We start from the raw sequence: 23,726 nt of genomic DNA on the forward strand, positions 1-23,726 counted from the left end.
GCACCACTTTTACTATTGGGCGATCGAGAAGCCTTTGCGTGTGCTTCTGCTTTCTGCCATTTGCACAGTAAAACTGACGCGATCGCTCTCACCACCACTTTTCACCTCCAAAATCCAGCTTCCCGGCTTCGGCACCCAAAAAACGGAGTCAGCAGTTTGGGGAGGCAGCAATTGCCCATTGAGCCGCCATTCAACTGTCTGAGCTGATGGGCGTGTCAGTTTGAACTGAAGCCGCTGAGCCGAGTCAGTTCCTCCAGCATCCAATAAAAAGACATCACCATTGCGGGGCGAAAGAATTCTCAAGCCATTCGTTGCGGCTGGCAGCGCTGGCTGCATTGCCAGCCATTCGTTGTATTCAGGCGGCAGTTTGAGGCGATCGGTTTGCTTTCCCTTACTATCCGTCACCGTTTGGTAGAAGGGATCGGGCTGGCGATCGTACTCACCCAAATCCTGTGGCTCGAAATATTCCTGCACAACCACTGGGCAAGCAGGCGTAGGACGGGCACCCGATAAGGCGCAGATGGAACGCTTGATCATTCCCAGCGGGGGTGGAAAAGCACCCGGCTCCTGATGTTCATGCAAATGCAGCATAATGCGATTCCACAGTGGAGCCGCACCTGTCACGCCGGAAACCTGTCGCATCGGGTCGCCATCAAAATTGCCGACCCATACCGCAACGGTGTAATCCCTTGTAAAGCCAACCGTCCAGGTATCTCGAAAATCTGATGAAGTGCCCGTTTTAGCGGCTGTGGGAAACGGCAAACTGAGCAGCGAATCGACTCCAAACGCTTTCGCGCGAGCATGGGAGTCACTGAGCATATCGGTGATGAGAGACCAGGAGGGAGAAGAGGAAGCAAGAGGAGCAGGGGAAGCAGGAGGAGCAGGGGAAGCAGGAGGAGCAGAGGGGGCAGGGGAAGCAAGGAAAATTCTGACTCCTGCCTCCTGCCTCCTGGCTTCTGTCTCTCCCCTTAAGCCGATCGCCTCTCCCCCATTTGCCAAAACCAAATACGCCCGCGCTAACTCCCACAGGCTGACTTCACCACCACCCAGCGCTAGACCCAACCCGTAATAGTCAGGGGTTTGGGTCAGGTGGGTAAAGCCAAGCTGATGAAGGCGATCGAGGAACGCCTTCACGCTCACTTTCTCCAACACTCGCACGGCTGGGACGTTGAGAGAATTTGCCAGTGCTACTCGCACGCGTACAGGGCCTTGAAAGGTTTCGCTATAGTCGGAGGGGGTATACAGCTTGGCACCAGGAATGGCGTAACGAGTGGGGATGTCAGCCAGAACTGTATTTGGGCGAATCGATCGCTGCTCTAACGCCAGTTCGTACAGGAAGGGCTTCAGCGTGGAGCCGGGTTGACGTAACGCCTGTACACCGTCATTGCGTCCCCCTTGAGCATCCGCAAAATAGTTGGGCGAACCGACGTATGCCAGCACATCACCAGAGTGGTTGTCGAGCACCAGAGCCGCTGCATGATGTACGTTATGCGGTGCCAGCGCTTGAACGACATGCTGTACCTGAGCTTCGACAAATTGTTGTAAAGGACGATCGAGCGTTGTACGCACTTGCACTGGATGGGTCGATCGCTGCTCAGCCAGCCAGAACAAGAAGTGTGGCGCTGCAATAAGACCTTGTTGCCGTGGTTGGAGCGCGAGTTCTTCTTGAAGGGCGCGATCGGCTTCCGCACGGGTCAGGTAGCGATCGTGCACCATTCGACTAAGCACATAGGTTTGCCGTCTTTTGAGGGCTTGCCAGCGATCGTAAGGATTGAGGCGATTGGGATCGTTGGGCAACCCTGCAAGCAAACTGGCCTGCGCCACATTCAAATCACTGGCAGGAATGCCGAAGTAAATGCGGGCGGCGGCTTCAATGCCATAGATGTTGCCGCCCATTGGTAGACGATTCACATACGCTTGCAGGATTTCGGCTTTGCTCATGCCAGCCGTCAGCCGCCAGGATGTCCAGATCTCCTTGGCCTTTCCTGATAGGGTGCGGGGTGATGGCTCCAACATCCGGGCAAGCTGCATGGTGATGGTAGAAGCTCCGCTAACCACCTGACGGGCTTGCATCGCTTCCAAAACAGCACGGACGATCGCCCGCCCATCCAGTGCCCCATGCCGATAGAATCGCCCATCCTCTGCGGCGACGATCGCCTGCTGGAAGGGCTGCGAGACCTGCGTGAGAGGCACAGTGACCGTGTGTTCCTGGTTGCGGGTAAGAACTGTGCCCAGCGGTAGCCCGTTGCGATCGGTAAACGCAATCGCCTGCTGGTCTTGCTCCAGGGCAGTTGCACGAATGGGAGCGACATAAGGTAGCGAGCGCACAACCAAACACAGCACAACAACAGTCAGTATCAAACTCCAGGGTGATCGTCTGATGTACCAGCGTCGAAGCGATCGCAATTGAATGGGTAAATGGACAGTCGATCGCTGCACCATTCTCAATCGTTTTTCTAATAATGGGCCTGGCTTGAGGGCAAACCATTTGTGCTGACGCATATCCAGTCCTTTAGCCAGCGTGCCACAGGTTCATCATGCAGGCTTTCCCAGGCTGCTGGCGGAATTGTAACGAACATTCAAGCTGACTACACCGGAATGAGGCACCGATCCGGCAAATGGCAAAGCAAAGCGTTACAGCCCTAAATTCTCTGGGAAATCTTAAATAAGCGAAGCTTAGCTGTAGCTGCGCATGCATCAACCTGTATCTACTGTCACTGTCATGTTTCATCAACGCAACGCCCTTTCTACCGAAGCTAACGCCCTTGACCCTGTTGACCGTCAACGCACGATCGCAACTGATTCAAAACTCAAAACACGCTCATTCACCCAGGGGTTTACAATGCTTGAACTGATCGTGACTGTCCTCATCATCAGCATTCTCTTTGCTATGATGGCTCCCGGATGGGCTGTTCTCATGAACACGCAACGCCTTAACGCTGGGCAAGAGCGTGTGCTGCAAGCCATGCGCGATGCTCAAAGTCATGCCAAACATAACCAGATTGTTTGGCAAGCCAGCTTCCAAGAGAGGAACGGTGTGGTGCAATGGGCCGTGCATGCAGTCAACGCCACCCCGATCGCCTCAGCGTGGAGCAGCCTGGACTCTGCGATTCAACTGGATGCCGAAACAACGCTACAGCAATCAGGTGGCGTTCGTAGAGTGCAGTTTGACCACGAAGGACACGTCAACGGGCAGCTAGGACGGCTGACCCTTTCTAACAAGAATGGCGGGAAAGCCAAGCGCTGTGTGGTTGTATCAACCCTGCTAGGAGCCATCCGCACAGGCAGTGAACACTCAACCATGCAGGATGGGAAGTATTGCTATTAGGGCTGGTTCAAACCTCCGAGGTTTGAACCAGGAATCAAGCATCAGCACCAAAGGTCGCTGCTTAAACCTCCAGGTTTTGATCAAATGCGTAAGTCCTGGCTACTAATCATTCACGCCTTGTAGCGCTTTTTGGGTTTTCACGCGATCGAGCTTCAAAATCAACGTACCCAAGGGCGGCAAACACAGGTCGATAGAGTAGGGCTGATTGTGATACGCCCAATCATCCGTCCACTTGCCGCCCAAGTTGCCCATATTGCTGCCGCCATACTCGCGCGAATCGCTATTTAACAACTCGGTGTAGAAGCCGCGTTCTGGTACACCGACCCGGTAGTGAGAGTGAGGCTGGGGGGTGAAGTTACACACCACGATGACAAACTCATCTGATTCCTTGGCTCGGCGGATAAAGGAAACAACGCTGTGGCGATTATCGCTACAGTCGATCCACTCAAACCCCTCTTGCCCAAAGTCCTGAGTGTATAGCGCAGGTTCACTGCGATAAAGCTCGTTTAGCACCGACATAAATTGCTTCAGCTGTTGGTGCGTTTCATACTGAAGCAAGTGCCACTCCAAATCGGCCCACACATTCCATTCGCTCCACTGCCCAAACTCCATGCTCATGAAGAGTGTCTTTTTACCTGGATGCGTGTACATGAAGGAGTACAGGCAGCGCAAGTTCGCAAACTTCTGCCACTCATCACCGGGCATTTTCCCAGGCATATTGCTCTTGCCATGCACAATCTCATCGTGGGAAAGCGCCAGCATGAAGTTTTCGCTGTGGTTATACCACATGCTGAAGGTGACGTTGTTTTGGTGAAACTGACGGAACCAGGGGTCCATGTGGAAGTAGTCCAGCATGTCGTGCATCCAGCCCATATTCCACTTCAGGTTGAAGCCCAAACCACCCACGTAGGTGGGCCAGGAAACCATCGGCCAGGACGTTGATTCTTCGGCGATCGACAGCACGCCAGGGAAGTAGCTAAAGATGACGTGGTTCATCTGACGGAGAAAGTCTGCCGCCTCGATGTTCTCACGCCCACCGTACTGGTTGGCAACCCATTCGCCCGGTTCGCGGCAATAGTCGAGGTAGAGCATCGATGCCACTGCATCTACCCGAATGCCGTCAATGTGATACTTATCAAACCAGAACAGCGCATTGGCAACCAGATAATTGCGTACTTCGTTACGAGCGTAGTTAAAGACCAGGGTGCCCCACTCTTTATGCTCACCCTTGCGGGGATCAGCGTGTTCGTAAAGATGGGTACCATCAAAGAAGGCCAGTCCATGCCCATCTTTGGGAAAGTGACCCGGAACCCAATCTACAATGACCCCGATACCATTGGCATGGCACTGATCCACAAAGTACATAAAGTCTTGCGGACTGCCAAAGCGAGAGGTACAGGCGAAGTGTCCTACCACCTGGTAGCCCCATGAACCGTCGAAGGGGTGTTCTGCAACGGGCAGTAGTTCGATATGTGTGAAGCCTAACTCCTTTACGTAAGGAATGAGTTTAGCAGCGAGTTCCCGGTAGGTCAGGAATCTTGCTCCAGGCTTGAGTTCAGAGACAACCACAACGGGTTCTGACTCACCGTTCGACCGCAAAGCAGGTTCACTAGAAGCCGCATGTAACCAGGAACCCAGGTGACATTCATAGACAGAAATCGGTTGGGTGAGCGGTTCGTTATGGCGGCGGTGCTCCATCCATGCATCATCGTTCCAGGCATAGGTATCCAGGTCGGTGACGATCGAGGCTGTTTTCGGTCGTGGCTCTTGTTGAAAGCCGTAGGGATCAGATTTTTCGTAAATGTGGCCGTCTTGGTTTTTGATTTCGTACTTATAAGAATCGCCAGCACTCACTTCTGGGATAAAGAGATCCCAGATGCCATCCCCAATCTTGCGCATCTGATGCTTACGACCATCCCAATGGTTGAAGTCTCCTAACACAGACGCATTTCGTGCATTCGGTGCCCAGACCGCAAAGTAAACGCCTTGCACTCCATTCATCGTCGTCACATGGGCACCCATCTTCTCGTAGATTCGGTGATGGTTGCCTTCTGCAAACAAGTGGATATCAAAGTCGGTCAGGTAGGGCGATCGAAACGCGTAGGGATCGTAAATAAACCGCTCGTGTTCACCTTCCTTCAAGCGAAATTGGTAGTTCGTAAGTTCGGCAACGTCAAGGATGCATTCAAAAAAGTGGGGATGGTGGGTTGCCTGCATGGGATATTCTTCCCGCAGTTCTGGAAGCACAACCCAGACAGCATCGGCATTTGGCTGATAGGCTCGCACCATCCAGGCAGGTTGACCATTTTTCTCGAAGGGATGAGGACCCAGCACCTCAAACGGATCATGATGCTGGTTCCAAACAATCCGCTCTACCTGATCGGGCGTAATGGTCATGGTCATGAAGCTACCTGCCTAAACAAAATTATCAAGCCGCCAAAATTAATTTATACCGCAGAGAAATATAAACAATGCGTTACTAACTTTCATAAACCGTAGCAAATCATGACCAAAGTCTCAAATTTATTTGCCTCGGTGCGTGATTTTTCGTAGAGTCTACTGCTATCTACCGTAGAGCCTAGCGTCATCAGTGACTACACGCCTCTTGTAAAAGAGGTGGAAGACCTTACAAATCCAGGCTTCAACACAAAACACGCCCTAACTCTATCATTTACAAGTCAGGGCGGTTCAGTCTCTTGATCAGCACTTAGAACTGGTTCAAGCGTTGTATGTGCAAAGCAGCAGTGAGCGTACGCTTACGCCACGGAGGACACGCGCTTAGGCGCTACCTGTAAATGTAACTTCTGGGAACTTTGCCTGAGCTTCTGCCATCGGTCGCCGCTTGCCTTCTTCTTGCCAGTAATTGATGACCTCAGTTGCCTGGTTCAGCAACTCGACACGATCGATTTCAGAGATCCAATGCTTTGCTTCCATCTCGGTCTTCAACTGTTCCCACGCATCATTACGGGGCCAGAAAAAGTATGAGGTTAGAGGGCTTGTGCCTTTCCCCACAACCTGATCAACTGCCAGGGCGACATTCTCATCTAACCAGAGAACTTTTAGAATAAACTTCGACAACCCAACCTCCATCGTGTCCCAACCTGTTTGCTTACATTGCAGCGTGATGTTGTTCCGCAGCTTCCAATTCTATCGCACTGTTGAGGGAAGTACCAGCGTCACTGTGAAGCTGCCACGAGAGAGCAAGGTGGTGGAATTGGGTGTAGGGTGTAGGGTGTAGGGTGGTTTTAAGTACAGCATGAGGGCAGTAGGCGCAGACCAGATGGACGCTTCACGGATTGATGAGCGCGTGCGGACGATCGTCATTTTTGACATTGACGGGGTGATCCGGGATGTGGGTGGGTCGTATCGACGGGCGCTCGCTGATACTGTCGAGCATTTTACCGAGGGTGCATATCGTCCGTCTCAGTGGGATATTGATGCCCTCAAGGCAGAAGGCATCTGGAACAATGACTGGGAAGCCTCGCAGGAATTGGTGTATCGCTATTTTGAAGCCCAGGGGCGTTCGCGTAGCGTCTCTGAAAGAGAATCGCGGGATGTTGCTGCTCAAAATGCCATCACGCTTCACTACGAAGCACTGGTCGCCTTTTTTCAGTCTCGTTATCGTGGTTCCGATCCAACCAACTGGACAGGTTACATTTGCCAGGAACCCCTACTGCTGCAAGCAACCTATCTTGATCAACTGACGGAAGCAGGCATACAGTGGGGCTTTTTTAGCGGTGCGACGACTGGATCAGCTCGCTACATTCTGGAAAAACGCCTGGGGCTACGATCGCCCGTTCTGGTCGCAATGGAAGATGCACCGGGAAAGCCTGACCCCACCGGACTGTTGCAAACCATCCGCTTATTAAATGGCGCTGATACGGCTCCCGTCTTGTATGTGGGCGATACAGTGGCAGATATGCACACGATCGCCAATGCTCGTCAGGTTCAACCCGATCGTTGTTGGATTGCGGTCGGAGTGTTGCCGCCTCATGTTCAGGAAACCCCAGAACATCGCCAGCCCTATGCTCACACGCTAGAGCAAGCAGGTGCAGAGATCGTGTTGGGTAATGTGCAGGAGTTGAGCGTAGAGGCGATCGGGAAATTGGTGAGGGGAGAGGGGGAGGGGAAAGTTTTGAGTTTTGAGTTTTGAGTTTTGAGTTTGAAGTCAGAAGAGGTTTGGGGTTAGTTGATTCTGACACCTCTCACCTCTCACTTCCCCTACGCCTTCAGTTTCAAGAACTTTTCCATCGCCGCGACCATTTCTGGAGGCCAGCGGCGGTTGTTTTTGAGCCAGTTCACATCTTTGTAGCGCGAGTCAAGACCTACGGCAGAGACCCACTGGCTTTCGGCTTCGCCCTGTTTGCCTTGTGCCCACAGGGCGGCTGTGAGCGCAGCACGCATATCGGCAAATTGGGGATACTTGCGGACTAGATTTCGCATCTTACGGACGGCTTCGTCTTGTTTACCAAGTTGGTACAGGGCAAGGGCATAGTTGGCGTTGGCAAAGGCGTAATCGCTAACAAGTTGAGTGGCTTGCTTATAGTCGGCGGCGGCATCTTCCCACTGTCCCAGTCCAGCTTTGGCATTGCCGCGATTGTTGAAGGCAGCAGGGTCTTTGGGGTCTAGTTCCAGGACATGGTTATAGTCGGCGATCGCCTCATCCCACTTACCCAAGCCTTCAAGGGCGGTTCCACGGTTGAGGTAGGGGTCTGGGGCATCTGGTGCCAGCTCGATCGCTTTGGCGTAATCTGCCAGCGCACTTTGCAGCTTATTCTGGCTGACTTTGGCGTTACCACGATTGCTCCAGGCAGCAGCCGTCTGCGGCAGTTTTTCGATGATTTGTGTCCAGTATTCTTCTGCGGTGCGGAAATCGCCTTCGTTTGTGGCTTTGAACGCCTTGTCGGCGATCGCATCAAGCTGTTTGTACAAGTCCAGAACGGTTGACTGGGGTGTTGTTGAGACTTCTGGTTGCGGCGCTTCTGGCTGGGGTGCTGCTTCTGGTTGAGTAGCGGCGGGTGTCGTAGCAGCCGAGGTCGTTTGCTCAGCAGCCAGTGCTAGCTCAGGCGAACCAAGCAGGAGGCTAGAGAGCAAGATACTGAAGAGAACAAGAAGGAACCGAATCATAAAGCTACTCAATGAACAGCAACGTAAGCCGTGTGATAGTCAGGATGCGATCGAAGTTAACGGGTAGAAAACGGGGAGAACAGCTTAAGGATGCTTTCTCAAAACGAGAACCATTTCATCCTTATTTTTAAGAAATAGTTCAACGTCAAAGGGAAATTGTAGGGTTCTCTGTAAGGTTACCAGTAGTTCTAGCATCTCGGTCTGAGTCCAAACATGGTAGTGAATGCTGTAGTCTTGCTCCATAAAGCGGGCTGCTTCGGTTTCAATCCTGGGATCGTCGATTCCATCGTTCTCATGGGTATACCCCAAGGTGGGAAATTTTGCCCACTCTAGAAAATGCTGTTTTTGAGACCACTCCGCGCCTTCACGATAGTCCTTTAACAGATGATTAATATCTGTCAGGGGACGATGAACATCAAAGGTATAGCGTTTGTCTGGAATGCCTAAGTAAAGAATGCCCTCTGGCTTGAGCACTCTTAACATGCTGTGGATGGCTTTAATGGGGTTCTGACAGTGCTCCAGAAAGTGGTTCGCAATGACAAAGTCTTGCGATGCTGAAGGAATGCTGGTCAGTGTTTCGCCATCGTCCATGATATCGATTTTGACCAAGGGCAGGTCTTTCTGTTCGGGATAGTGGGCTTTGAGGTCGGTCACGGTCATGCGATCGACATAGCGAACGGTGGCTTTGCCTGAAACGTTTAGCGGGTTGTGTAAGGCTCCAATCTCGATGCCGTTGCCTTTGAGGTAGTAGTGAGTGGCAATGCCTCTGCGATCGAACACGTCGTTTCGCATCGTCCAGAAGGCTGTGGAGGCAAGGCGAAGCACAGGCTTGATGATACTTTTCAGGCTGATTATCCAGCGATTTGATGGCGTTAAACGGTGGTTCATTGCAGCAACCGTTTCTTTCTCAACATGTACACTCTGGTCTCACTCGCAAACTAGAGGGCTAAATTTAGAGGACTAAAGCACGGAAAGCTGAGTATTGGGTGGAGAATAGCCCAGATGTTTCCAAGCGGCAGACGTGGCAATGCGACCGCGAGCCGTACGGTTGAGGTAGCCAATTTGCATGAGATAGGGTTCATAGACCTCTTCGATCGTCTGAGCGTCTTCGCCTGTTACGGCTGCCATTGTTTCTAGCCCAACGGGGCCGCCGCTAAACTGCTCGATCATCACCGTAAGCAAACGGCGATCAGTCCAGTCTAAGCCACAGGGGTCAACGTTGAAGCGTTCCAGAGCTTCCGCTGCGATCATCTGGTTGATCGTGCCCAGCGCTTTGACCTGCACATAATCGCGCACTCGCTTCAGCAGGCGATTAGCCACACGAGGGGTACCCCGCGCACGTCGAGCAATTTCGGCAGCGCCTTCGGGTGTGACAGGAGTGGTAAGTAGTTTTGCCGTGCGCAACACAATTTGCGTGAGTTCGTCGAGTTCGTAAAAGCGCAGGCGTTGAATCAGCCCAAAGCGATCGCGCAGAGGAGAGGTGAGAGCACCCACCCGTGTGGTAGCACCCACCAGCGTAAAGGGCTGGAGTTTGAGCGATCGAGTGCGGGCACTGGAACCCTGGCCGATCGTCAAATCGATCCGAAAGTCCTCCATTGCCGGATACAGCAGTTCCTCACTCACCTTATTGAGACGATGGATTTCATCAATAAAGAGGACATCCCCTGGTTGCAGATTGACCAGTAGCCCCACAATATCTTTGGGTCGCTCCAACGCTGGCGCACTGGTGATTTTGCACTTAACACCCATTTCCGTTGCCAGAATCAGTGACATGGTGGTTTTGCCTAACCCTGGTGGCCCGTAGAGCAAGAGGTGATCCAGCGTCTCACTCCGAGCTTTGGCAGCACGGATGGCAATGTCGAGGATTTCTTTCAAATCCTTTTGCCCCACGTACTCAGCCAGTCGTTGAGGGCGTAACCGTTCTTCCTGCTTACCGCGCTCTTCTGGTTCGGCTTCGGGCTGCAATAGGTCTTCTGAGGAGGGCTTTTGGGAGGTAGGCGCGATCGTCTTCTCTAGCGGCAGCGCACCGTTACGATCTATACCGTTTGGATCTTTCCCATCCGACTCTGAAGGCTGTTTCTTGGAGGAGATTATTGCCATACTTAGGGGAAGCGGTCATTTAGTAGCGGTCAGCGATCAGCTATAAAGGAGCTTTCAGCTAGCGAAATCAATCTTGTGGCTAGTGGTTGAGCCTGTAAGAAGTCAGTAGGAGCTTAGAGATCTTAGCCCAAACGCTGACGGCTGACGGCTGACCGCTTTGTTCATCATATCGACAGAACTTGAGAAGATGGCAGTTGAGTCTGGTTTCACCATTCCTGATCCGGTAAGCTTTACAGAGGCGATCGCGCTGTCGCAGACGCTTTTAGACACGCTTGAGCAAGGCAACGTTTCGGCAGCAACCTTGGAGACAACGGTGCAGGCGTTGGTTAGCAGTGAGAACGGCGCGCGCGGCTTCTTTGTGACGTACTTGAGTGACGATCGTCCACTGGCAGATCAGCCAGACCCAGCCATCCTGACAGCACTGCAAACAGCACCCACGATTGTCGCACCGCTGCTGGTGAAAAATTTGGCGATGTCTACGGCAATGGCAATCACTCATCGTCGCAATCAGGACGAACCGATGGCAAAAGGGTCAGACCGAGTGCGATCGCGGACGTTGCAGTTAATTCAACAACTTCAGTTGCCTCAAGTATGGGTAGAAGCGCAGCAGTTAACCCATGCCATTGAAATGGGGGCAGGCGAGTATCGACCCTTCTTAAAGCGCTGGGGCTATGACCTGGAGCAGCAACAAGCTATTCAGCGTGCCCTGAGCGAAAGCGGCATGAGTGAGCTAACCGTTCGTTCAGAACGCTAACGGTAAAACCCATAATTCTGGTTGACTGATAAAGCTTTCGTAGCCTATCAACCGCTGTCAGGAAGAACGTTTCGCTTATGCCAAATGTTCAGCCACTTTAACCGTCCATGCATGGAACCCTGCGCTCATTTTCGTCGTCAACGATCGCCAGCGTGCAGTGAACACAGCTTACTTTTGCGCTTCTACTTTTTACCTGGATGGACGCGATCGCCCTTAAATCAGCGTGCAGACTAGTTGACATTGGCACCAATTCCAGGGAATTTAGATTAGCAATGACAATCAGACATTCGTTCGGTTTTACTTAAGCATGGCAATCTCAGTTCAGAAAAACCTGTCTCGCTCTGAGGCACAGCGGTATTGGGAGTTGCTTCGTGTTTTGGTAGAACGTAACCTAAGCGCTCGTTACCGTGGCTCTGTTTTAGGGGTGTTCTGGTCGCTACTTAACCCCCTGACCATGACGTTGCTTTACACCGCTATTTTTGGCGGAGTTTTTGCAACTCAATACGGCGGTTCGCTGTTTCGTTATGCCATGTCTGCATTTACAGGGCTGACGATTATTAACTTCTTTTCAGCCGCAACGTCGCAATCCCTCACAAGCGTTGTCGGCAATGGGCCACTGTTGAACAAGATTCGGTTGCCGATCAGTGTTTTCCCAGTCTCCGTGAATGCTGCAAACGTTTTTCAGTTTCTGGTTGGGCCTATGCCATTGTTGGTCATTGTCACGATCGTCAATGTGAGACATCACGTGCTGTCTAACCTGACGGCTCCGATGTCTTTGTTGGAACTGGTCGCAACGATCGCCAAGAATAGCTTGATTAACCTGATTATTTTTCCCCTTCCGCTGTTGGCTCTCACACTGGTCTGTTTAGGCGTTGGGTTTTTGGTGAGCGCACTATTTGTGTTCTTCCGAGACTTGCCTTACTTCTATGAGTTGGTTGTCTTTGTGCTGTGGGTTAGTAGTCCCGTGTTTTATCCCGCTTCCATTGTGCCTGCTCAAATCAGACCTTTTTTAAACCTGAATCCGCTTGTTCCCATTATTGAAAGCACTCGTCAGATTGTGCTTTCAGGCGTACCCCCAGAACCGATTATGCTGGCGCAAGCTCTGCTGGGCGGTTTAGTGATTTTTGGGCTGGGTTGGAGTTGCTTCAGGTGGTGGCGACCGCAGTTTATGGACTTACTCTAGATGGAAGTAATTCGCCTCGATCAAGTGTCGCTCTTACGACGAACTCAGGAAGAGTTTTCGTATGACTTAAAAAAAACATTGCTATCGTTTGTCGAGGGCAAATATCGCAAGCCTGCCCGTAAACTGGTGCTGGATAGTATTAATTTGTCGATCGCGCCTGGTGAAAAAGTTGGCATCATTGGCGCTAATGGCTCTGGTAAGTCAACCTTGCTCAAGCTGATTTCGGGCATTTTACAGCCGACTCACGGCTCTTTGCGCGTCAGAGGGCAGATTGCTCCACTCATTGAGCTAGGTGCAGGCTTTGATAGCGAAATGAGCGTGATGGCAAATATCGTTCTCTACGGCGTGCTGCTAGGGTTCCGGCGCGATGAAATGCTAGCGAGGGCACCCTACATTCTGGAGTTTGCGGAGTTAGAAGACTATGAGTCGGCTCCTGTGAAGGCGCTATCGTCCGGTATGACTGCCCGATTGGGGTTTGCGATTGCAACCGATGTGCAGCCTGACATTTTGATTTTGGACGAAGTGCTGTCAGTGGGGGACGAAAGTTTTAAGCAAAAGTGCAAGCAGCGGATGGAGCAGCTATGGGACGGTAACGCGACCGTACTGCTGGTTTCCCACAGCATGGAAGATATCTATCGCTCTTGTGATCGTGTGATCTGGCTCGATCGAGGTCGTATTCGCGCGATGGGGCGTGCCGATGAAACTGCTGCCGCCTACTTGAGTGCGGTCGATCGCAAGCTAGACATGGGGTTACGTCACGCGTAAATCACTGCGAGAGCATTGAATTTAAGCCGTGCTTCAGGAGCGAGGATCAATGAAGGCGCTGCAATCATGTGGCGAGGCTCGGTGTAGCAGGTGCCATCGGGGTTAGGACAATTTTGCTCCTCATGACCCACGTCTTATAGCCGCTTTTGCCCCCCTAACCCCCCAATTCTGGGGGGAATCAGAGTCAAAGTCCCCCAGAATTGGGGGATTTAGGGGGCTGAGAAAATCTGCAAGCGTGGCGTATTCATCTGAAAACTGCTGTAAGCGAACTTCGCACTTCGCACAAAGCTGTACTCTATTGAATTCAACGCTGTACCATAAACTTAAGTGATGGTTATAACAACAAAGAGTGTTTGCTTTAATGAGTCGGCAGCGCTTAGGCTAGAGGAAATGATCGCAGCCGACCAACATAAAAAGCTTTAAGGATTTTCCCTATGAATACCAGCGTAACGACTAGCCAAGAGATTGACTGGAGTCCGATTCTGAGCAAGATTCAGCGTTTAGACGAGCATAGTCTGCCTGCCTATCCTGGTGATCTAAAGACGGCTCTACTGCAACACGCACAACTGAGCCAGCATCCCAAAGCCGAAATGGCTTATCAGCTTGCTAGTGATATTGCCCGCCTGACCACCCACTGCGATCCAGAAATTGTCTATTGGTTCTCGCGGTTGCTGTCGCTTGTAGAAGTCTAAGCCACACGATCGCTTGCTTTCACTACGGTTGTTCCAGGCTCTCAATCCACTGCCACCAGCGATTTAGTGGAAAGTAGACGACGGGTGCCCACAGGCTGCTGAGAATGGCAGAGCTTAGGGCAATGAGCTGATGATACGTCCAGATTTCCACTAACGAGCGATCGGCCTGAAAGCTGTATTGAATCGCCATCACCGTTTCAGCAATCACAGCCGTGCCAAAGGCAATCAGTGCAACTGAAATAAAGTCTTCCTGAATGTAACGACCTTTACGCAAACGTGCCGTTAGAACGCCAACCACCATGAGGCTAAAGATGTGGGTAGGCGCAGGCGATGTCATACCGTCTTGAATTAAGCCCAACACCAGCCCAGCCAAAGCGCCCTGAAACATGGTGCGGTTAACGCTCCAAGCCACTACCCAAATGAGAAGCCAGTTAGGCCCAATGCCAGCCAGCTCCATGCCCGGTAACCGAGTGGGCAAAATCAGCAGGCACAAGAGTAATGAACCAACAGTGACAGTGCCATTGACTAACAGCCGTTGCAGTGGATGCTCCTGCCAGGTGCTCGCTAACGACTCACTTTTCATGGCAGCTTTTGAGCAGGCGCTGGGTTAGGTAAGACGGTTGGCTGAGCGGTCTGGTCGTGGGCATAAACCACGGCCCATTCCAAAAAGCTGACAGGAGCTGAAAGCTCGATCGTCGCTTCGGGGGCTGGGCTTTTGTTGAGATTAACGGACTCTACACGCCCGACAGGCATCCCGGACGGGAAGAGCTGACTTAAGGTAGACGTAGACACCACATCGCCCCGGCGGACATCCGGTACCTTATCAAAAAACTCCATAACGGCGTGGCTCGTTGATTGCCCGCGCATGTAGCCCATAAAACGGCTGCGACTAATTGTAACGCCAATGCGACTAGAGGGGTCGCTCAGCAACAGGACGCGACTCGTATTGGGGGTAACGCTTGTGATGCGACCAACGACGCCCCCAGGAGCCATCACCACATCGCCAACCTTAATCTTGTCATTACTGCCTCGCCCTAAAATTAGCTGCTGCCACCAATGGTCGGCACTCCGCCCAACCACAGGTGCCGTAATACCAGGCTGTTTCGCATCCGATACATAGCCCAGCAGTTCACGTAAGCGCTGGTTCTGGCTCTCTAATTCAGTGAGCCTCTGCTGCAATTCTTGAAACTGAGCATTCTCAAGCAGCGTTTGCTTCGCCAAGTTTGGTTGAAACGTGCGGGAGAGTAATTGATAAACTTCAAACAGCGGTGTCGCTTGAGTTTGCCGAATCAGCAAAGCAGAGCCAACAGCCATGCTCGCTAGAATAATTCTAAGCCGGTGCCGATCCCACCAGCGGCGCAAGGTATACATGCAGGCAATTTAGGCGCTAAGCGAGCGTTAACTGAATCCAGTGATCAACAGAAGGAAACACGGACGACCCAGGAAGATTGACAAGAATGGCGAACAAAAAAGCTTGACAGACTTTAATAGCTTAATCCAATGACTCAAGGGACTGTCTAAAAGTTGCGCGATCGCCCACTGAAGACACGCTCCAGTTGCTTGAAGTTTTCTAAGACACGCCCTGTACCGAGCACAACACAGCTCAATGGATCTGCGGCTACGTGAACAACAATTCCTGTCTCGTGGCTAATAAGCGTATCGATGCCTTTTAAGAGCGCGCCGCCGCCTGCCAACATAATACCCCGATCGATAATATCTGCGGCTAATTCTGGTGGAGTCCGTTCTAACGTGCGCTTCACTGCATCGACAATCACAGCTAGCGGTTCCGACATGCTTTCACGGATTTCGGGAGCCTTGACTGCAACGGTGCGAGGAAGGCCAGAGAGCAGGTGCAGACCGCGAACCTCCATTGTGGTGTCGTCATCCACCGGGTAGGCAGACCCGATCGTAATCTTGATTTCTTCAGACGTGCGTTCCCCGATGACCAGGTTATGCACCTTCTTCATGTACTGAGCGATCGATTCGCTCAGTTCATCACCCGCTACGCGTACAGATTCACTGAGTACCGTCCCCTGCAAGCTCAAAACTGCCACTTCAGTCGTACCGCCGCCAATGTCAATAATCATATTGCCAGTTGGCTCGGCTACAGGCAACCCAGCACCGATCGCAGCGGCCACTGGTTCATCAATTAGATAAACATCTCTAGCGCCTGCTTGAGAGGCCGCATCCATAACCGCTCGGCGCTCAACGCCCGTGACACCACTGGGGATCCCAATCACGATACGAGGCGATACGAGGGTTTTACCTTCGTGAACCCGCGTAATAAAGTGCTTTAGCATCAGTTCGGCAGTGTCGAAGTCAGCGATCACACCATCGCGAAGAGGGCGCAGTGCAATCACGTTGCCAGGAGTTCGGCCCAGCATCCGTTTGGCATCTTCTCCGACCGCCAGTGGCAGTTTTGAATCCTGATCCATCGCAACAACGGATGGCTCTTGCAGGACAATGCCTTTGCCCGACACATAAACCAATGTATTTGCTGTTCCAAGGTCAATGCCCATATCCCGCGAAAGGGAAAAGCGACTAAAAAGTCCCACTAGCCTCTATGCCTCTCAAATAACTTCGGTATGACTGATGCTGCCGTATACAACTATAGATGCAATCAAGGTTGGATCTTATTATGTTTTTAGTCTTGCGTCCAGTTAGCTAGCATCTTAATGATGCGAATCAGGTCAAAGAGAGATGGCGTTCAGCCTACTGTACCCACTAGCAAAACGTTACGAGCCAAGCCATGCCAAAACTGATTCAATGACGCTTAAAGCTATGCAAAAAACATACAGTTTCCTGAAACAACTATTCGTTGTTAAAATACATTTGTACTAAACGATATGACATCCCAGCTTTAGAATGGGAAGCCGTTAGTCCAAACTATTGTTTACACTAAACCTTACAGAAACCTATAGAAACGCTATGAGTTTGAATGCTGTTACCCTGGTCGGTCGTGTTGGTGGAGATCCGGATGTCAAATATTTTGAATCGGGTAGTGTGAAATGTAGTCTCACGCTGGCGGTTAATCGTAAAACGCGCAACAACGACCAGCCGGATTGGTTTAATTTGGAGCTGTGGGGCAAGACGGCTGAGGTCGCTGCAAACTATGTCCGCAAAGGTAGTCTCATCGGCGTTTCGGGCGCGTTGAAGTTTGACATCTGGAAAGACCGTAATACAGGGGACGATCGCTCCAGACCCGTCATTCGCGTCGAACGGCTAGATCTGTTGGGATCGAAGCGCGATAACGAGGCTGGCTCGAGCACGGGTGGTTATGACGACGAATTTTAAGGAATTTTGAGTTTTGAGTTGCATAAGCCTTTGAGAGCACTCAAAACTCAAAACGAGGCATTCAAACGTTCTCCTAGTAGCTGATCTGTAACGTTACAGATGCCTCTACCTCCTGTTCACTCCCAAGAACGGGGGTTGGTGGAGCTGCCGCAGTTCTGGCTTCTAGGGCATCAGCCTTGAAGAGTGGCCGTGGTGGAGGTGTAGAGGCACCGTTCACCTGAATGCTAACAATCTGTCCTTTGCTCAGGTTGAGGGCGCTAAACACAGCATCTGCTTGTAATTGGGCATCTTGAGTCGCTTCACGTAGAGCGGCTTTTTGGGTGGCCGCGATCGCCTCATCCGTAGCAATAAAGCTTACCCCATCGATCCGGGATGCCCCTGCTTTTACCGCTTCATCCAGTAGCGTTCCCGCTTTGGAAGTGACAATGCGAAAGCTCACAATGTTGCTGGCAGAGTAGCCCGTCAGCGCTTGCTTGCCGTTGTCGTACTGATACGTGGGATTGAGGTTAATGCCTGTCGTTTCGAGCTTGTCTACCTGACGGGACTTGAGCAAGTTGACGACCGCATTCGATCGTCGCGCCACTTCTTGCTGCACCCCATTTGCTGTTTTACCCTGCGCTTCTACGCCCAGACGCACCTGAGTAATGGTTGTGGCGACCATTTCGGTACCACGCCCTGTCACGGTTAACGTTCGCAGCATCTTTTCTGGTGTCAATTTTTCTTGTGCCAATACAGGGTTTGCAAACGCAAGACTCAAAAAGCCAGCACTAACAACCAGCTTTTGAACGCGTTTCCAGGAAATCGCTTTTACAGTTGAAAGGGTTGAAGGCATCACGCTAGGTTCTCCTCACAAAGACCAATGAAGTGAAATGGTTTGAATGTATCCACTCTGCCACTGAATTGTAAGAAAGTATGTTTGGTTACCGTTTTGGCAACTTGTTGGAGGCACGAGAGAGTTGGGAGTCGGGATTTGGAGGGAGCTAGGGAAGCAGGGGAAGCAAGGGGGGCAGGGAAAGCAAGGGAGCAAGCTTCTAAACTCAAAACTTCTTGTCCTTCACCTTTTATCCTTCTTCCAACTCAAAACTCAAAACTTCTATGCTAGACGCTGATAGCTCTTCAACTCAAAACGTCCTTCCTCCCTACTCCCCCTGCTTCCCCTGCCCCTCACCCTTCACCTCCTTCGTGTAGGAGATCGACGTGTGGAGTTGAGTAAAGCCAACGGACTCGTACAGCCGCAATGCTCCCGATGGGTTTTTGGAATCTACGCCCAGAAGGGCAGTTTCAACGCCGATCGCCTTTAGCTGCTCTAACCCTGAGAGCAGCATGGCACGACCTAGCCCCAAGCGACGGAACCCTCGACGAGTGCCCAATACGTTGATCCAACCTTCGTTGCGCCCGTTGCGCTGATTGTCTTTGAGGTAGATTTGACCTGTGAAAAAGGCGGCAAAGGTGCCATCGGCGGCAATGGCAATTCGATCGAGCGCGGGATTGTAGTCTGGCTCAGTCCGGTAATGCTTGAACTGTGCGATCGTCAGAGGGTGATGATTCCAGTGGTCGATGAATGACTGATTGAACATTTCAACCCAGGCTTCGGCATCGCGATCGCAGTCTACGTGGCGCACGCTAAACCCTTCTGGAAACTGAGCCGTTGGGATGGGTTCTGCTAATGAGCGGGTCATGCGGTAGAAATAGCGTTCACGTACAAAGCCATGCTGTTCGAGTAGCGAGACTCGGTAGTGATGACCAACACGAGCACCTGTTTGAAGATTGACACAAACACCACGCTCATGAGCCACTTCACGCATTCGTTGCTCACTCCAGGCGAGAATTTGGTTTTCTAGGGCGCTTCCTCGTACAGTTGGGTGAACGTTAAACCACAAAAAGCCACTGTGATTTTCGCTGGGTGGCAACACCCAAACCGCCCCAAAACCGAGCAAGCGGGTTTCATCCTCCCACAAATAAATATCACGGTTTAGATCCCAATCAGGATCAGCAAATTCTTGACGTAGTTCTTCAACTGAGGTGCCTGCATCCAGGCGATCGATCGCTTCGCAAGCATTGAGTAGGTCAGCGATCATGGGCAAATCCGCTTCACCAGCGTAGGAACGCATGATGAGGCTGGTTGAGAGTAAGGTAGACACGGTAGAGGCTCCGTTAATTTCTAACCGCCAATTTCAATCGCAAGAGGCTGCAAGCGATCGCGTCTAGGGACTATAAAGAAGAGGTGTCGATCGCGTGGCAACTCTATGCGCCTGCATGACTACACGTTGAATCAGGTCAATTTCGTAGCAAGAGTAGAAGAATGCCTGTAATTTTGGCGGAAAACTTGAGCAAGCTCTATCCCGTTGCAGTGAAAGAGCCGGGGCTGAAAGGGACGGTGCAGCATTTTTTCCGCCGCACGTATCGTCAGATCAAAGCTGTTCAAGCCATTTCGTTTGCGATCGAGCCAGGAGAAGTAGTGGGCTTTCTGGGTGCGAACGGAGCGGGAAAGACCACCACGTTGAAAATGCTGACTGGACTCATTCACCCATCAGCAGGACGGGTCACTGTGGCAGGGCATGTCCCTTTTCAGCGCAAATTTGCGTTTTTGCAAAAAATTACGTTGGTGATGGGGCAGAAGCAGCAGTTGATTTGGGACTTACCTGCGCTGGATTCCCTGCGAATTAATGCAGCCGTGTATGGGATCAGCGATCGCGACTTCAAAATGCGAGTAGGTGAACTCACCGAAATGCTGTCTCTCGAAGGCAAGTTGACTCAAGCCGTGCGTAAATTGTCCCTGGGTGAAAGGATGAAAGCCGAGCTACTAGCAGCCCTGATTCATCAGCCGCACGTTCTGTTTCTAGACGAACCAACGCTGGGCTTGGATGTGAATGCTCAGGTTAGCGTCCGTGAGTTTTTGCGCGAGTATAATCAGCGCTATCAGGCGACGGTTTTATTGACCAGTCACTACATGGCAGATATCACAGCGCTCTGTCAGCGGGTGCTGGTTATCCACCAGGGGCAATTAATCTACGATGGTAGCCTGGATGGTCTGGTCGATCGCTTTGCCCCCTGCCGCGAAGTGAACGTGGAACTGGCACATCTCTACCCCCGCGAACAGTTGTCTTTATATGGCGATTTGGAGTCGGTCGAGGGGGCGATCGCCAAATTTTTAGTGCCTCAAGAGCGTCTCACACGCACGGTTGCCAAGCTGCTATCGGAGCTGGAAATTGTCGATCTGGCAGTCACAGAACCCCCGATCGAAGAAGTGATTGGACGAGTCTTGCGATCGGGAGTGGCTGCATGAAGGTAGAAGGGAAGGGAGCGGTGAGAGGTGAGAGGTAGGAGGAGTCACAATTAACTAAACTCAAAACTCTTTTAACTCCTGACTGCAAACTCAAAACTTAAAACTCAAAACTCAAAACTTCCCTTTCCCCACTCCCATGAATCGCATCATCAACATCGCCCGTACCATGTCTTCTGTCTACTACGCCTACATGGTGGAGTACCGTGCTGAGCTGTTGCTGTGGGTGCTGTCGGGATCGCTCCCAATCATTCTGATGGGCATCTGGATGCAAGCAGCCACGACGGGAAACTTTGGCTTAACACCCGTTGATTTTGCCCGCTACTTTCTGGCCGCCTTCATCGTGCGGCAGTTCACGGTCGTGTGGGTCATCTGGGAATTTGAACGCGAGATTGTCGAGGGCAAGCTATCGTTTCGTCTGCTGCAACCGCTTGATCCCGCATGGCACTACTTTTTCTCCCACTTTGCGGAGCGCTTCGCCCGGTTGCCGTTTGCGTTTGGGCTGATTGCGCTCTTCTTCTGGCTCTACCCGCAGTCGTTTTGGCTCCCCAGTTTGGGCAGTTTGCTCCTGTTCTTCCTGGCGGCTGTCTGTGCGTTTACGCTACGGTTTTTGATGCAGTACACGCTGTCGATGTTTGCTTTTTGGACGGAGCGTGCTAGTGCGTTGGAGCAGTTCTGGTTTCTGTTTTACTTGTTTTTATCGGGCATGGTAGCGCCGCTGGAAGTTTACCCGCCGCAAATGCGCGCGATCGTCCTCTGGACACCGTTCCCTTATCTGATTCACTTTCCTGCCAGTCTCCTAGTCGGTCTGCCTGTCAACCTCGGTCAAGGATTGCTGGTTATGCTCGGCTGGACGGCTGTATTTTTCGCCATTTACCGCTGGCTGTGGCACAAGGGCTTAAAGCAATATTCGGGGATGGGAGCGTGAGAGATTCACATGGCGCAGGAAAAAAACGATGAAGTGGCAGTATCTTGAAGCGTACTCCTCTGTCAAAGTAGAGGGGAAACCTAGTAAGAATGGTCACCGGATTCTCACTCTGAACGGCCAGGAATACAAACTTGCAGAAGGACTAAATTTTTTGGGACAGCGTGGCTGGGAATTAGTAGCAGTGCATTCCATTGACGAAGCACATGGTGGAGAGTTCAGCCGTATTCGCACGTTGACCTATCTTTATATTTTCAAACGATCGCTTGCCGAGTAGGTTTGCGTTATCAGCCATTAGCTTTCTTCTGACTCCTGACTTCTGGCTGCTAGCGCCGATAGTTATTTGTTCCCAGCTGCGCCCATTTCCTTTGCTTTTGCAGCTTCGATGTTGGTGTGGTCTTCTAAGTAATCGAGCAGCTTGAGGAAATCGGTGCGAGGGAGCGATCGACCGCCAATTTCTCGAAAGGCTAACTGGGGTTTATCGTTCTCAACAATGTGATAACCCCAGTACAAAAGCTGCTTGCTGAAGCGAATGGCGACGGTTTCAGGGTCAATGTAATGACATCTGGGATCATCTGCCATTAAGGTTTCAAACTCAGTCTTGAGGATGCGGTTTAACACATCGTTTCGTTTGGCTTCGTCGCTGTGATAGTTGTTGACGATGACAAACAGTTCGGCATTAGTATTGATGCGCCGAATAGCCGTAAAGGTGCGACGGATTACATCAGCGTTCTTGTTGATGCCAAGAGGATTTAGCGTCGTTGGAATCAGGCAATAGCTAAACTTTTCGATAAAGGCTTCGGGGTTGGCATCGTACTCTGGGCTGCAATCACAAATGACGACTCGCGTTTCGGGATAGTCCTCTTCGCGCCATTCGGTGTGGTTGAGGACGGTAATGGTTGCGCCTAGTCCCCCTCTGCGTCCCGGAATGTACACGCCATCACCGAGGAGTTTTCGCAAGTTGCTCTGGCGATCGAGATCAATCAGCACCACATCATACCCATTCAGCGCAAAGGCTCCTGCAAGGTGGGCGCTGATCGTTGTTTTACCCACTCCTCCCTTACAGGTAAAGACCCCGATGTAAGTGATGTGTGCTTTGGGCGGTTGCGGTGGAATATCCCCATCTTCCCAAGTTAGTTCGGTGCCTTTGAAGCTACCGATCGCCACATCAACAACCTCTTCCGCCCGCATGTAGGTAAACACAGAGGGCGTAAAGCCTGAGGCTGAGATCAGAAAGCCGCGCGTGAACTTGGCCCCTGTTGGACTCTCTAGAAAGTCGATAAATTTTTCTAGCTGTCCCGCGTGGACTTTTGCCCGTTGCTGCTTCACCTGCACGGCGACACACTCACTGTCTCTGGTCAGCTCAAGGTCGTAGCCGATCACATCGGCGGGGGCAACGGTTGCCGTCCAGCCGTCCTGCTCAAAGTGCTGTAGGACAACCGTCTTGAAATCGGAGTCGTTCTCAAACTGTGGCATGGGTAGCACCGATCGCACGTCAGGTAGAGATAGTCGCTACTAGAGATTATCCCAAACCTGCCAAGCAGCAAAGCACGATCGTCAACGTCGAATTCATCAACGCTTGATGGCAAACGCTTGTGGGTGCGATCGATCAATCATCGCCTTACTCCTGACATTAACTTCAGCAAACCCGCCAGCAAAGGGAGATGGCGCTCTTGTAGAGCTATGATTCTGGCTCAAACCGCAGAGAGTCTGTTGAAGAGAATAAAGCGATCGTGCGCCTCTTAGCGATCGAGATCAGACCGCCACCGATTCACCAGCCGTCTCGAAGAATTTTGCCAGGTTTTGAGGCTGCATAAACTCAGTATATTTTGCAGCCATCGCAGGGGTTAGAAACTCTAGCATCAGCTTATTCTCAACCCAAACTTCAATGACATCAAAGAAGCCATCACGGTTGCAACGAACGGCTCGCCAGCCTTCCCGTGCAGCAACGCGTTCAATGTCTTCTTGACTAAGCGGTACGGAAATCGCCACGTGGGTAGCACTAAATGGCGAGGCAAAGGCATTGCTGGAAAAGGTGACCTGCTCGGCACCAAACCCTGGCATCAGTTCCGTTTCGGCAGGGTAAACCTCGATCATCGTGCCATAGCGATCCAACGAGAGCGCCATAAAGCTACCAGGATGAGGTAGGAAGGAGGCAAATTCGCCGTTGAGAAGATTTGCCAGAGCTTGGGCCACACGAGCAGGGTTTTCAGCCGCGATCGAAAAGTGGTGCAACATAAAACGTCTCCTTACAGGATGAATTGGTAAAGTAGGC

At 51.7% G+C, this 23,726-nt stretch carries 24 protein-coding genes; 10 read left to right on the plus strand and 14 right to left on the minus strand.

Translation table 11 applies throughout. The features are described from left to right. Window positions 1-12: 12 nt before the first annotated feature. Window positions 13-2,502: a penicillin-binding protein 1C gene (gene pbpC / locus AC5JLP_RS06520; RefSeq protein WP_496067112.1), complete on the minus strand. Its 2,490-nt coding sequence runs from the start codon at window positions 2,500-2,502 to the stop codon at window positions 13-15. A gap of 220 nt (window positions 2,503-2,722) precedes the next feature. Between pbpC and AC5JLP_RS06525 the strand changes: the two genes are divergently transcribed. Continuing rightward, window positions 2,723-3,328 carry a pilus assembly FimT family protein gene (locus AC5JLP_RS06525; protein WP_496067113.1) on the plus strand — a complete coding sequence of 202 codons (606 nt, stop codon included), beginning with the start codon at window positions 2,723-2,725 and terminating at the stop codon, window positions 3,326-3,328. Between the two features lie 102 nt (window positions 3,329-3,430). Here AC5JLP_RS06525 and glgB read toward each other — a convergent pair whose 3' ends face one another. Together glgB and AC5JLP_RS06535 are read right to left on the minus strand one after the other, a co-directional pair. Further along, on the minus strand, window positions 3,431-5,731 hold the full coding sequence (glgB, locus tag AC5JLP_RS06530; RefSeq protein ID WP_496067114.1) for a 1,4-alpha-glucan branching enzyme: 2,301 nt from the start codon (window positions 5,729-5,731) through the stop codon (window positions 3,431-3,433). A gap of 375 nt (window positions 5,732-6,106) precedes the next feature. Beyond that, a complete protein-coding gene (locus tag AC5JLP_RS06535; protein ID WP_496067115.1) occupies window positions 6,107-6,418 on the minus strand; it encodes a 30S ribosomal protein PSRP-3 in 312 nt (103 codons plus the stop codon). Window positions 6,419-6,608: 190 nt separating this feature from the next. Between AC5JLP_RS06535 and AC5JLP_RS06540 the strand changes: the two genes are divergently transcribed. Further along, window positions 6,609-7,481 (plus strand): TIGR01548 family HAD-type hydrolase, encoded by an 873-nt coding sequence (locus AC5JLP_RS06540; protein ID WP_496067116.1) that lies wholly within the window; start codon window positions 6,609-6,611, stop codon window positions 7,479-7,481. Between the two features lie 68 nt (window positions 7,482-7,549). On the opposite strand, the gene AC5JLP_RS06545 is transcribed toward AC5JLP_RS06540, so the two are convergent. The 3 genes from AC5JLP_RS06545 to ruvB all read right to left on the minus strand — a co-directional run bounded on the left by AC5JLP_RS06545 (window position 7,550) and on the right by ruvB (window position 10,555). After that, complete coding sequence (locus tag AC5JLP_RS06545; protein WP_496067117.1) at window positions 7,550-8,455, minus strand: tetratricopeptide repeat protein; 906 nt, start codon at window positions 8,453-8,455, stop codon at window positions 7,550-7,552. 84 nt (window positions 8,456-8,539) lie between these two features. After that, window positions 8,540-9,343 (minus strand): methyltransferase domain-containing protein, encoded by an 804-nt coding sequence (locus tag AC5JLP_RS06550; RefSeq protein WP_496067118.1) that lies wholly within the window; start codon window positions 9,341-9,343, stop codon window positions 8,540-8,542. A 72-nt stretch (window positions 9,344-9,415) separates the two neighbouring features. Further along, window positions 9,416-10,555: a Holliday junction branch migration DNA helicase RuvB gene (ruvB, locus tag AC5JLP_RS06555; protein WP_496067119.1), complete on the minus strand. Its 1,140-nt coding sequence runs from the start codon at window positions 10,553-10,555 to the stop codon at window positions 9,416-9,418. A gap of 187 nt (window positions 10,556-10,742) precedes the next feature. Between ruvB and AC5JLP_RS06560 the strand changes: the two genes are divergently transcribed. Continuing rightward, the gene (locus AC5JLP_RS06560; protein ID WP_496067120.1) at window positions 10,743-11,309 is read left to right on the plus strand and encodes a sll1618 family protein; all 567 of its coding nucleotides are present in this window, start codon (window positions 10,743-10,745) and stop codon (window positions 11,307-11,309) included. 97 nt (window positions 11,310-11,406) lie between these two features. Here AC5JLP_RS06560 and AC5JLP_RS06565 read toward each other — a convergent pair whose 3' ends face one another. Beyond that, complete coding sequence (locus AC5JLP_RS06565; RefSeq protein WP_496067121.1) at window positions 11,407-11,550, minus strand: hypothetical protein; 144 nt, start codon at window positions 11,548-11,550, stop codon at window positions 11,407-11,409. A 66-nt stretch (window positions 11,551-11,616) separates the two neighbouring features. On the opposite strand from AC5JLP_RS06565, the gene AC5JLP_RS06570 reads away from it, so the two are divergent. From AC5JLP_RS06570 to AC5JLP_RS06580, 3 genes are all read left to right on the plus strand, one after another. Further along, complete coding sequence (locus tag AC5JLP_RS06570; protein ID WP_496067122.1) at window positions 11,617-12,492, plus strand: ABC transporter permease; 876 nt, start codon at window positions 11,617-11,619, stop codon at window positions 12,490-12,492. Continuing rightward, window positions 12,493-13,257 (plus strand): ABC transporter ATP-binding protein, encoded by a 765-nt coding sequence (locus tag AC5JLP_RS06575; RefSeq protein WP_496067123.1) that lies wholly within the window; start codon window positions 12,493-12,495, stop codon window positions 13,255-13,257. A gap of 434 nt (window positions 13,258-13,691) precedes the next feature. Beyond that, the gene (locus AC5JLP_RS06580) at window positions 13,692-13,949 is read left to right on the plus strand and encodes a hypothetical protein (RefSeq protein ID WP_496067124.1); all 258 of its coding nucleotides are present in this window, start codon (window positions 13,692-13,694) and stop codon (window positions 13,947-13,949) included. A gap of 22 nt (window positions 13,950-13,971) precedes the next feature. Here the strand turns inward: AC5JLP_RS06580 and mreD are convergent, their stop codons facing one another. From mreD to AC5JLP_RS06595, 3 genes are all read right to left on the minus strand, one after another. Continuing rightward, the gene (gene mreD / locus AC5JLP_RS06585) at window positions 13,972-14,532 is read right to left on the minus strand and encodes a rod shape-determining protein MreD (RefSeq protein ID WP_496067125.1); all 561 of its coding nucleotides are present in this window, start codon (window positions 14,530-14,532) and stop codon (window positions 13,972-13,974) included. Continuing rightward, window positions 14,529-15,320 carry a rod shape-determining protein MreC gene (gene mreC, locus AC5JLP_RS06590; protein ID WP_496067126.1) on the minus strand — a complete coding sequence of 264 codons (792 nt, stop codon included), beginning with the start codon at window positions 15,318-15,320 and terminating at the stop codon, window positions 14,529-14,531. Before mreC ends, mreD begins: the two co-directional genes overlap by 4 nt. A 146-nt stretch (window positions 15,321-15,466) precedes the next feature. Further along, window positions 15,467-16,504: a rod shape-determining protein gene (locus AC5JLP_RS06595; RefSeq protein ID WP_496067127.1), complete on the minus strand. Its 1,038-nt coding sequence runs from the start codon at window positions 16,502-16,504 to the stop codon at window positions 15,467-15,469. 373 nt (window positions 16,505-16,877) lie between these two features. On the opposite strand from AC5JLP_RS06595, the gene AC5JLP_RS06600 reads away from it, so the two are divergent. After that, window positions 16,878-17,243, plus strand: coding sequence for a single-stranded DNA-binding protein (locus AC5JLP_RS06600; protein ID WP_496067128.1), 366 nt, complete (start codon window positions 16,878-16,880; stop codon window positions 17,241-17,243). Window positions 17,244-17,316: 73 nt separating this feature from the next. Here the strand turns inward: AC5JLP_RS06600 and AC5JLP_RS06605 are convergent, their stop codons facing one another. Then, complete coding sequence (locus AC5JLP_RS06605) at window positions 17,317-18,075, minus strand: SIMPL domain-containing protein (protein WP_496067129.1); 759 nt, start codon at window positions 18,073-18,075, stop codon at window positions 17,317-17,319. 307 nt (window positions 18,076-18,382) lie between these two features. After that, on the minus strand, window positions 18,383-19,384 hold the full coding sequence (locus AC5JLP_RS06610) for a GNAT family N-acetyltransferase (RefSeq protein WP_496067130.1): 1,002 nt from the start codon (window positions 19,382-19,384) through the stop codon (window positions 18,383-18,385). Between the two features lie 161 nt (window positions 19,385-19,545). Here AC5JLP_RS06610 and AC5JLP_RS06615 point away from each other — a divergent pair, with 161 nt between their 5' ends. From AC5JLP_RS06615 to AC5JLP_RS06625, 3 genes are all read left to right on the plus strand, one after another. Continuing rightward, complete coding sequence (locus AC5JLP_RS06615; protein ID WP_496067131.1) at window positions 19,546-20,529, plus strand: ABC transporter ATP-binding protein; 984 nt, start codon at window positions 19,546-19,548, stop codon at window positions 20,527-20,529. 136 nt (window positions 20,530-20,665) lie between these two features. Continuing rightward, on the plus strand, window positions 20,666-21,454 hold the full coding sequence (locus tag AC5JLP_RS06620; protein ID WP_496067132.1) for an ABC transporter permease: 789 nt from the start codon (window positions 20,666-20,668) through the stop codon (window positions 21,452-21,454). Between the two features lie 28 nt (window positions 21,455-21,482). After that, on the plus strand, window positions 21,483-21,728 hold the full coding sequence (locus AC5JLP_RS06625) for a hypothetical protein (protein WP_496067133.1): 246 nt from the start codon (window positions 21,483-21,485) through the stop codon (window positions 21,726-21,728). A gap of 62 nt (window positions 21,729-21,790) precedes the next feature. Here AC5JLP_RS06625 and AC5JLP_RS06630 read toward each other — a convergent pair whose 3' ends face one another. Both AC5JLP_RS06630 and AC5JLP_RS06635 read right to left on the minus strand, forming a co-directional pair. Continuing rightward, window positions 21,791-22,927 carry a ParA family protein gene (locus AC5JLP_RS06630; RefSeq protein ID WP_496067134.1) on the minus strand — a complete coding sequence of 379 codons (1,137 nt, stop codon included), beginning with the start codon at window positions 22,925-22,927 and terminating at the stop codon, window positions 21,791-21,793. Between the two features lie 279 nt (window positions 22,928-23,206). Further along, window positions 23,207-23,689 (minus strand): hypothetical protein, encoded by a 483-nt coding sequence (locus AC5JLP_RS06635; protein ID WP_496067135.1) that lies wholly within the window; start codon window positions 23,687-23,689, stop codon window positions 23,207-23,209. Between the last annotated feature and the right edge of the window lie 37 nt (window positions 23,690-23,726).

The organism is Stenomitos rutilans, assembly GCF_059505485.1.

What these genes read in the sequence shown, in the direction of transcription:
- pbpC (WP_496067112.1), bottom strand. Translation starts at nt 2,502, where the DNA reads ATGCGTCAGCACAAATGGTTTGCCCTCAAGCCAGGCCCATTATTAGAA.
- AC5JLP_RS06525 (WP_496067113.1), top strand. Translation starts at nt 2,723, where the DNA reads ATGTTTCATCAACGCAACGCCCTTTCTACCGAAGCTAACGCCCTTGAC.
- glgB (WP_496067114.1), bottom strand. Translation starts at nt 5,731, where the DNA reads ATGACCATGACCATTACGCCCGATCAGGTAGAGCGGATTGTTTGGAAC.
- AC5JLP_RS06535 (WP_496067115.1), bottom strand. Translation starts at nt 6,418, where the DNA reads ATGGAGGTTGGGTTGTCGAAGTTTATTCTAAAAGTTCTCTGGTTAGAT.
- AC5JLP_RS06540 (WP_496067116.1), top strand. Translation starts at nt 6,609, where the DNA reads ATGGACGCTTCACGGATTGATGAGCGCGTGCGGACGATCGTCATTTTT.
- AC5JLP_RS06545 (WP_496067117.1), bottom strand. Translation starts at nt 8,455, where the DNA reads ATGATTCGGTTCCTTCTTGTTCTCTTCAGTATCTTGCTCTCTAGCCTC.
- AC5JLP_RS06550 (WP_496067118.1), bottom strand. Translation starts at nt 9,343, where the DNA reads ATGAACCACCGTTTAACGCCATCAAATCGCTGGATAATCAGCCTGAAA.
- ruvB (WP_496067119.1), bottom strand. Translation starts at nt 10,555, where the DNA reads ATGGCAATAATCTCCTCCAAGAAACAGCCTTCAGAGTCGGATGGGAAA.
- AC5JLP_RS06560 (WP_496067120.1), top strand. Translation starts at nt 10,743, where the DNA reads ATGGCAGTTGAGTCTGGTTTCACCATTCCTGATCCGGTAAGCTTTACA.
- AC5JLP_RS06565 (WP_496067121.1), bottom strand. Translation starts at nt 11,550, where the DNA reads ATGTCAACTAGTCTGCACGCTGATTTAAGGGCGATCGCGTCCATCCAG.
- AC5JLP_RS06570 (WP_496067122.1), top strand. Translation starts at nt 11,617, where the DNA reads ATGGCAATCTCAGTTCAGAAAAACCTGTCTCGCTCTGAGGCACAGCGG.
- AC5JLP_RS06575 (WP_496067123.1), top strand. Translation starts at nt 12,493, where the DNA reads ATGGAAGTAATTCGCCTCGATCAAGTGTCGCTCTTACGACGAACTCAG.
- AC5JLP_RS06580 (WP_496067124.1), top strand. Translation starts at nt 13,692, where the DNA reads ATGAATACCAGCGTAACGACTAGCCAAGAGATTGACTGGAGTCCGATT.
- mreD (WP_496067125.1), bottom strand. Translation starts at nt 14,532, where the DNA reads ATGAAAAGTGAGTCGTTAGCGAGCACCTGGCAGGAGCATCCACTGCAA.
- mreC (WP_496067126.1), bottom strand. Translation starts at nt 15,320, where the DNA reads ATGTATACCTTGCGCCGCTGGTGGGATCGGCACCGGCTTAGAATTATT.
- AC5JLP_RS06600 (WP_496067128.1), top strand. Translation starts at nt 16,878, where the DNA reads ATGAGTTTGAATGCTGTTACCCTGGTCGGTCGTGTTGGTGGAGATCCG.
- AC5JLP_RS06605 (WP_496067129.1), bottom strand. Translation starts at nt 18,075, where the DNA reads ATGCCTTCAACCCTTTCAACTGTAAAAGCGATTTCCTGGAAACGCGTT.
- AC5JLP_RS06615 (WP_496067131.1), top strand. Translation starts at nt 19,546, where the DNA reads ATGCCTGTAATTTTGGCGGAAAACTTGAGCAAGCTCTATCCCGTTGCA.
- AC5JLP_RS06620 (WP_496067132.1), top strand. Translation starts at nt 20,666, where the DNA reads ATGAATCGCATCATCAACATCGCCCGTACCATGTCTTCTGTCTACTAC.
- AC5JLP_RS06625 (WP_496067133.1), top strand. Translation starts at nt 21,483, where the DNA reads ATGAAGTGGCAGTATCTTGAAGCGTACTCCTCTGTCAAAGTAGAGGGG.
- AC5JLP_RS06630 (WP_496067134.1), bottom strand. Translation starts at nt 22,927, where the DNA reads ATGCCACAGTTTGAGAACGACTCCGATTTCAAGACGGTTGTCCTACAG.
- AC5JLP_RS06635 (WP_496067135.1), bottom strand. Translation starts at nt 23,689, where the DNA reads ATGTTGCACCACTTTTCGATCGCGGCTGAAAACCCTGCTCGTGTGGCC.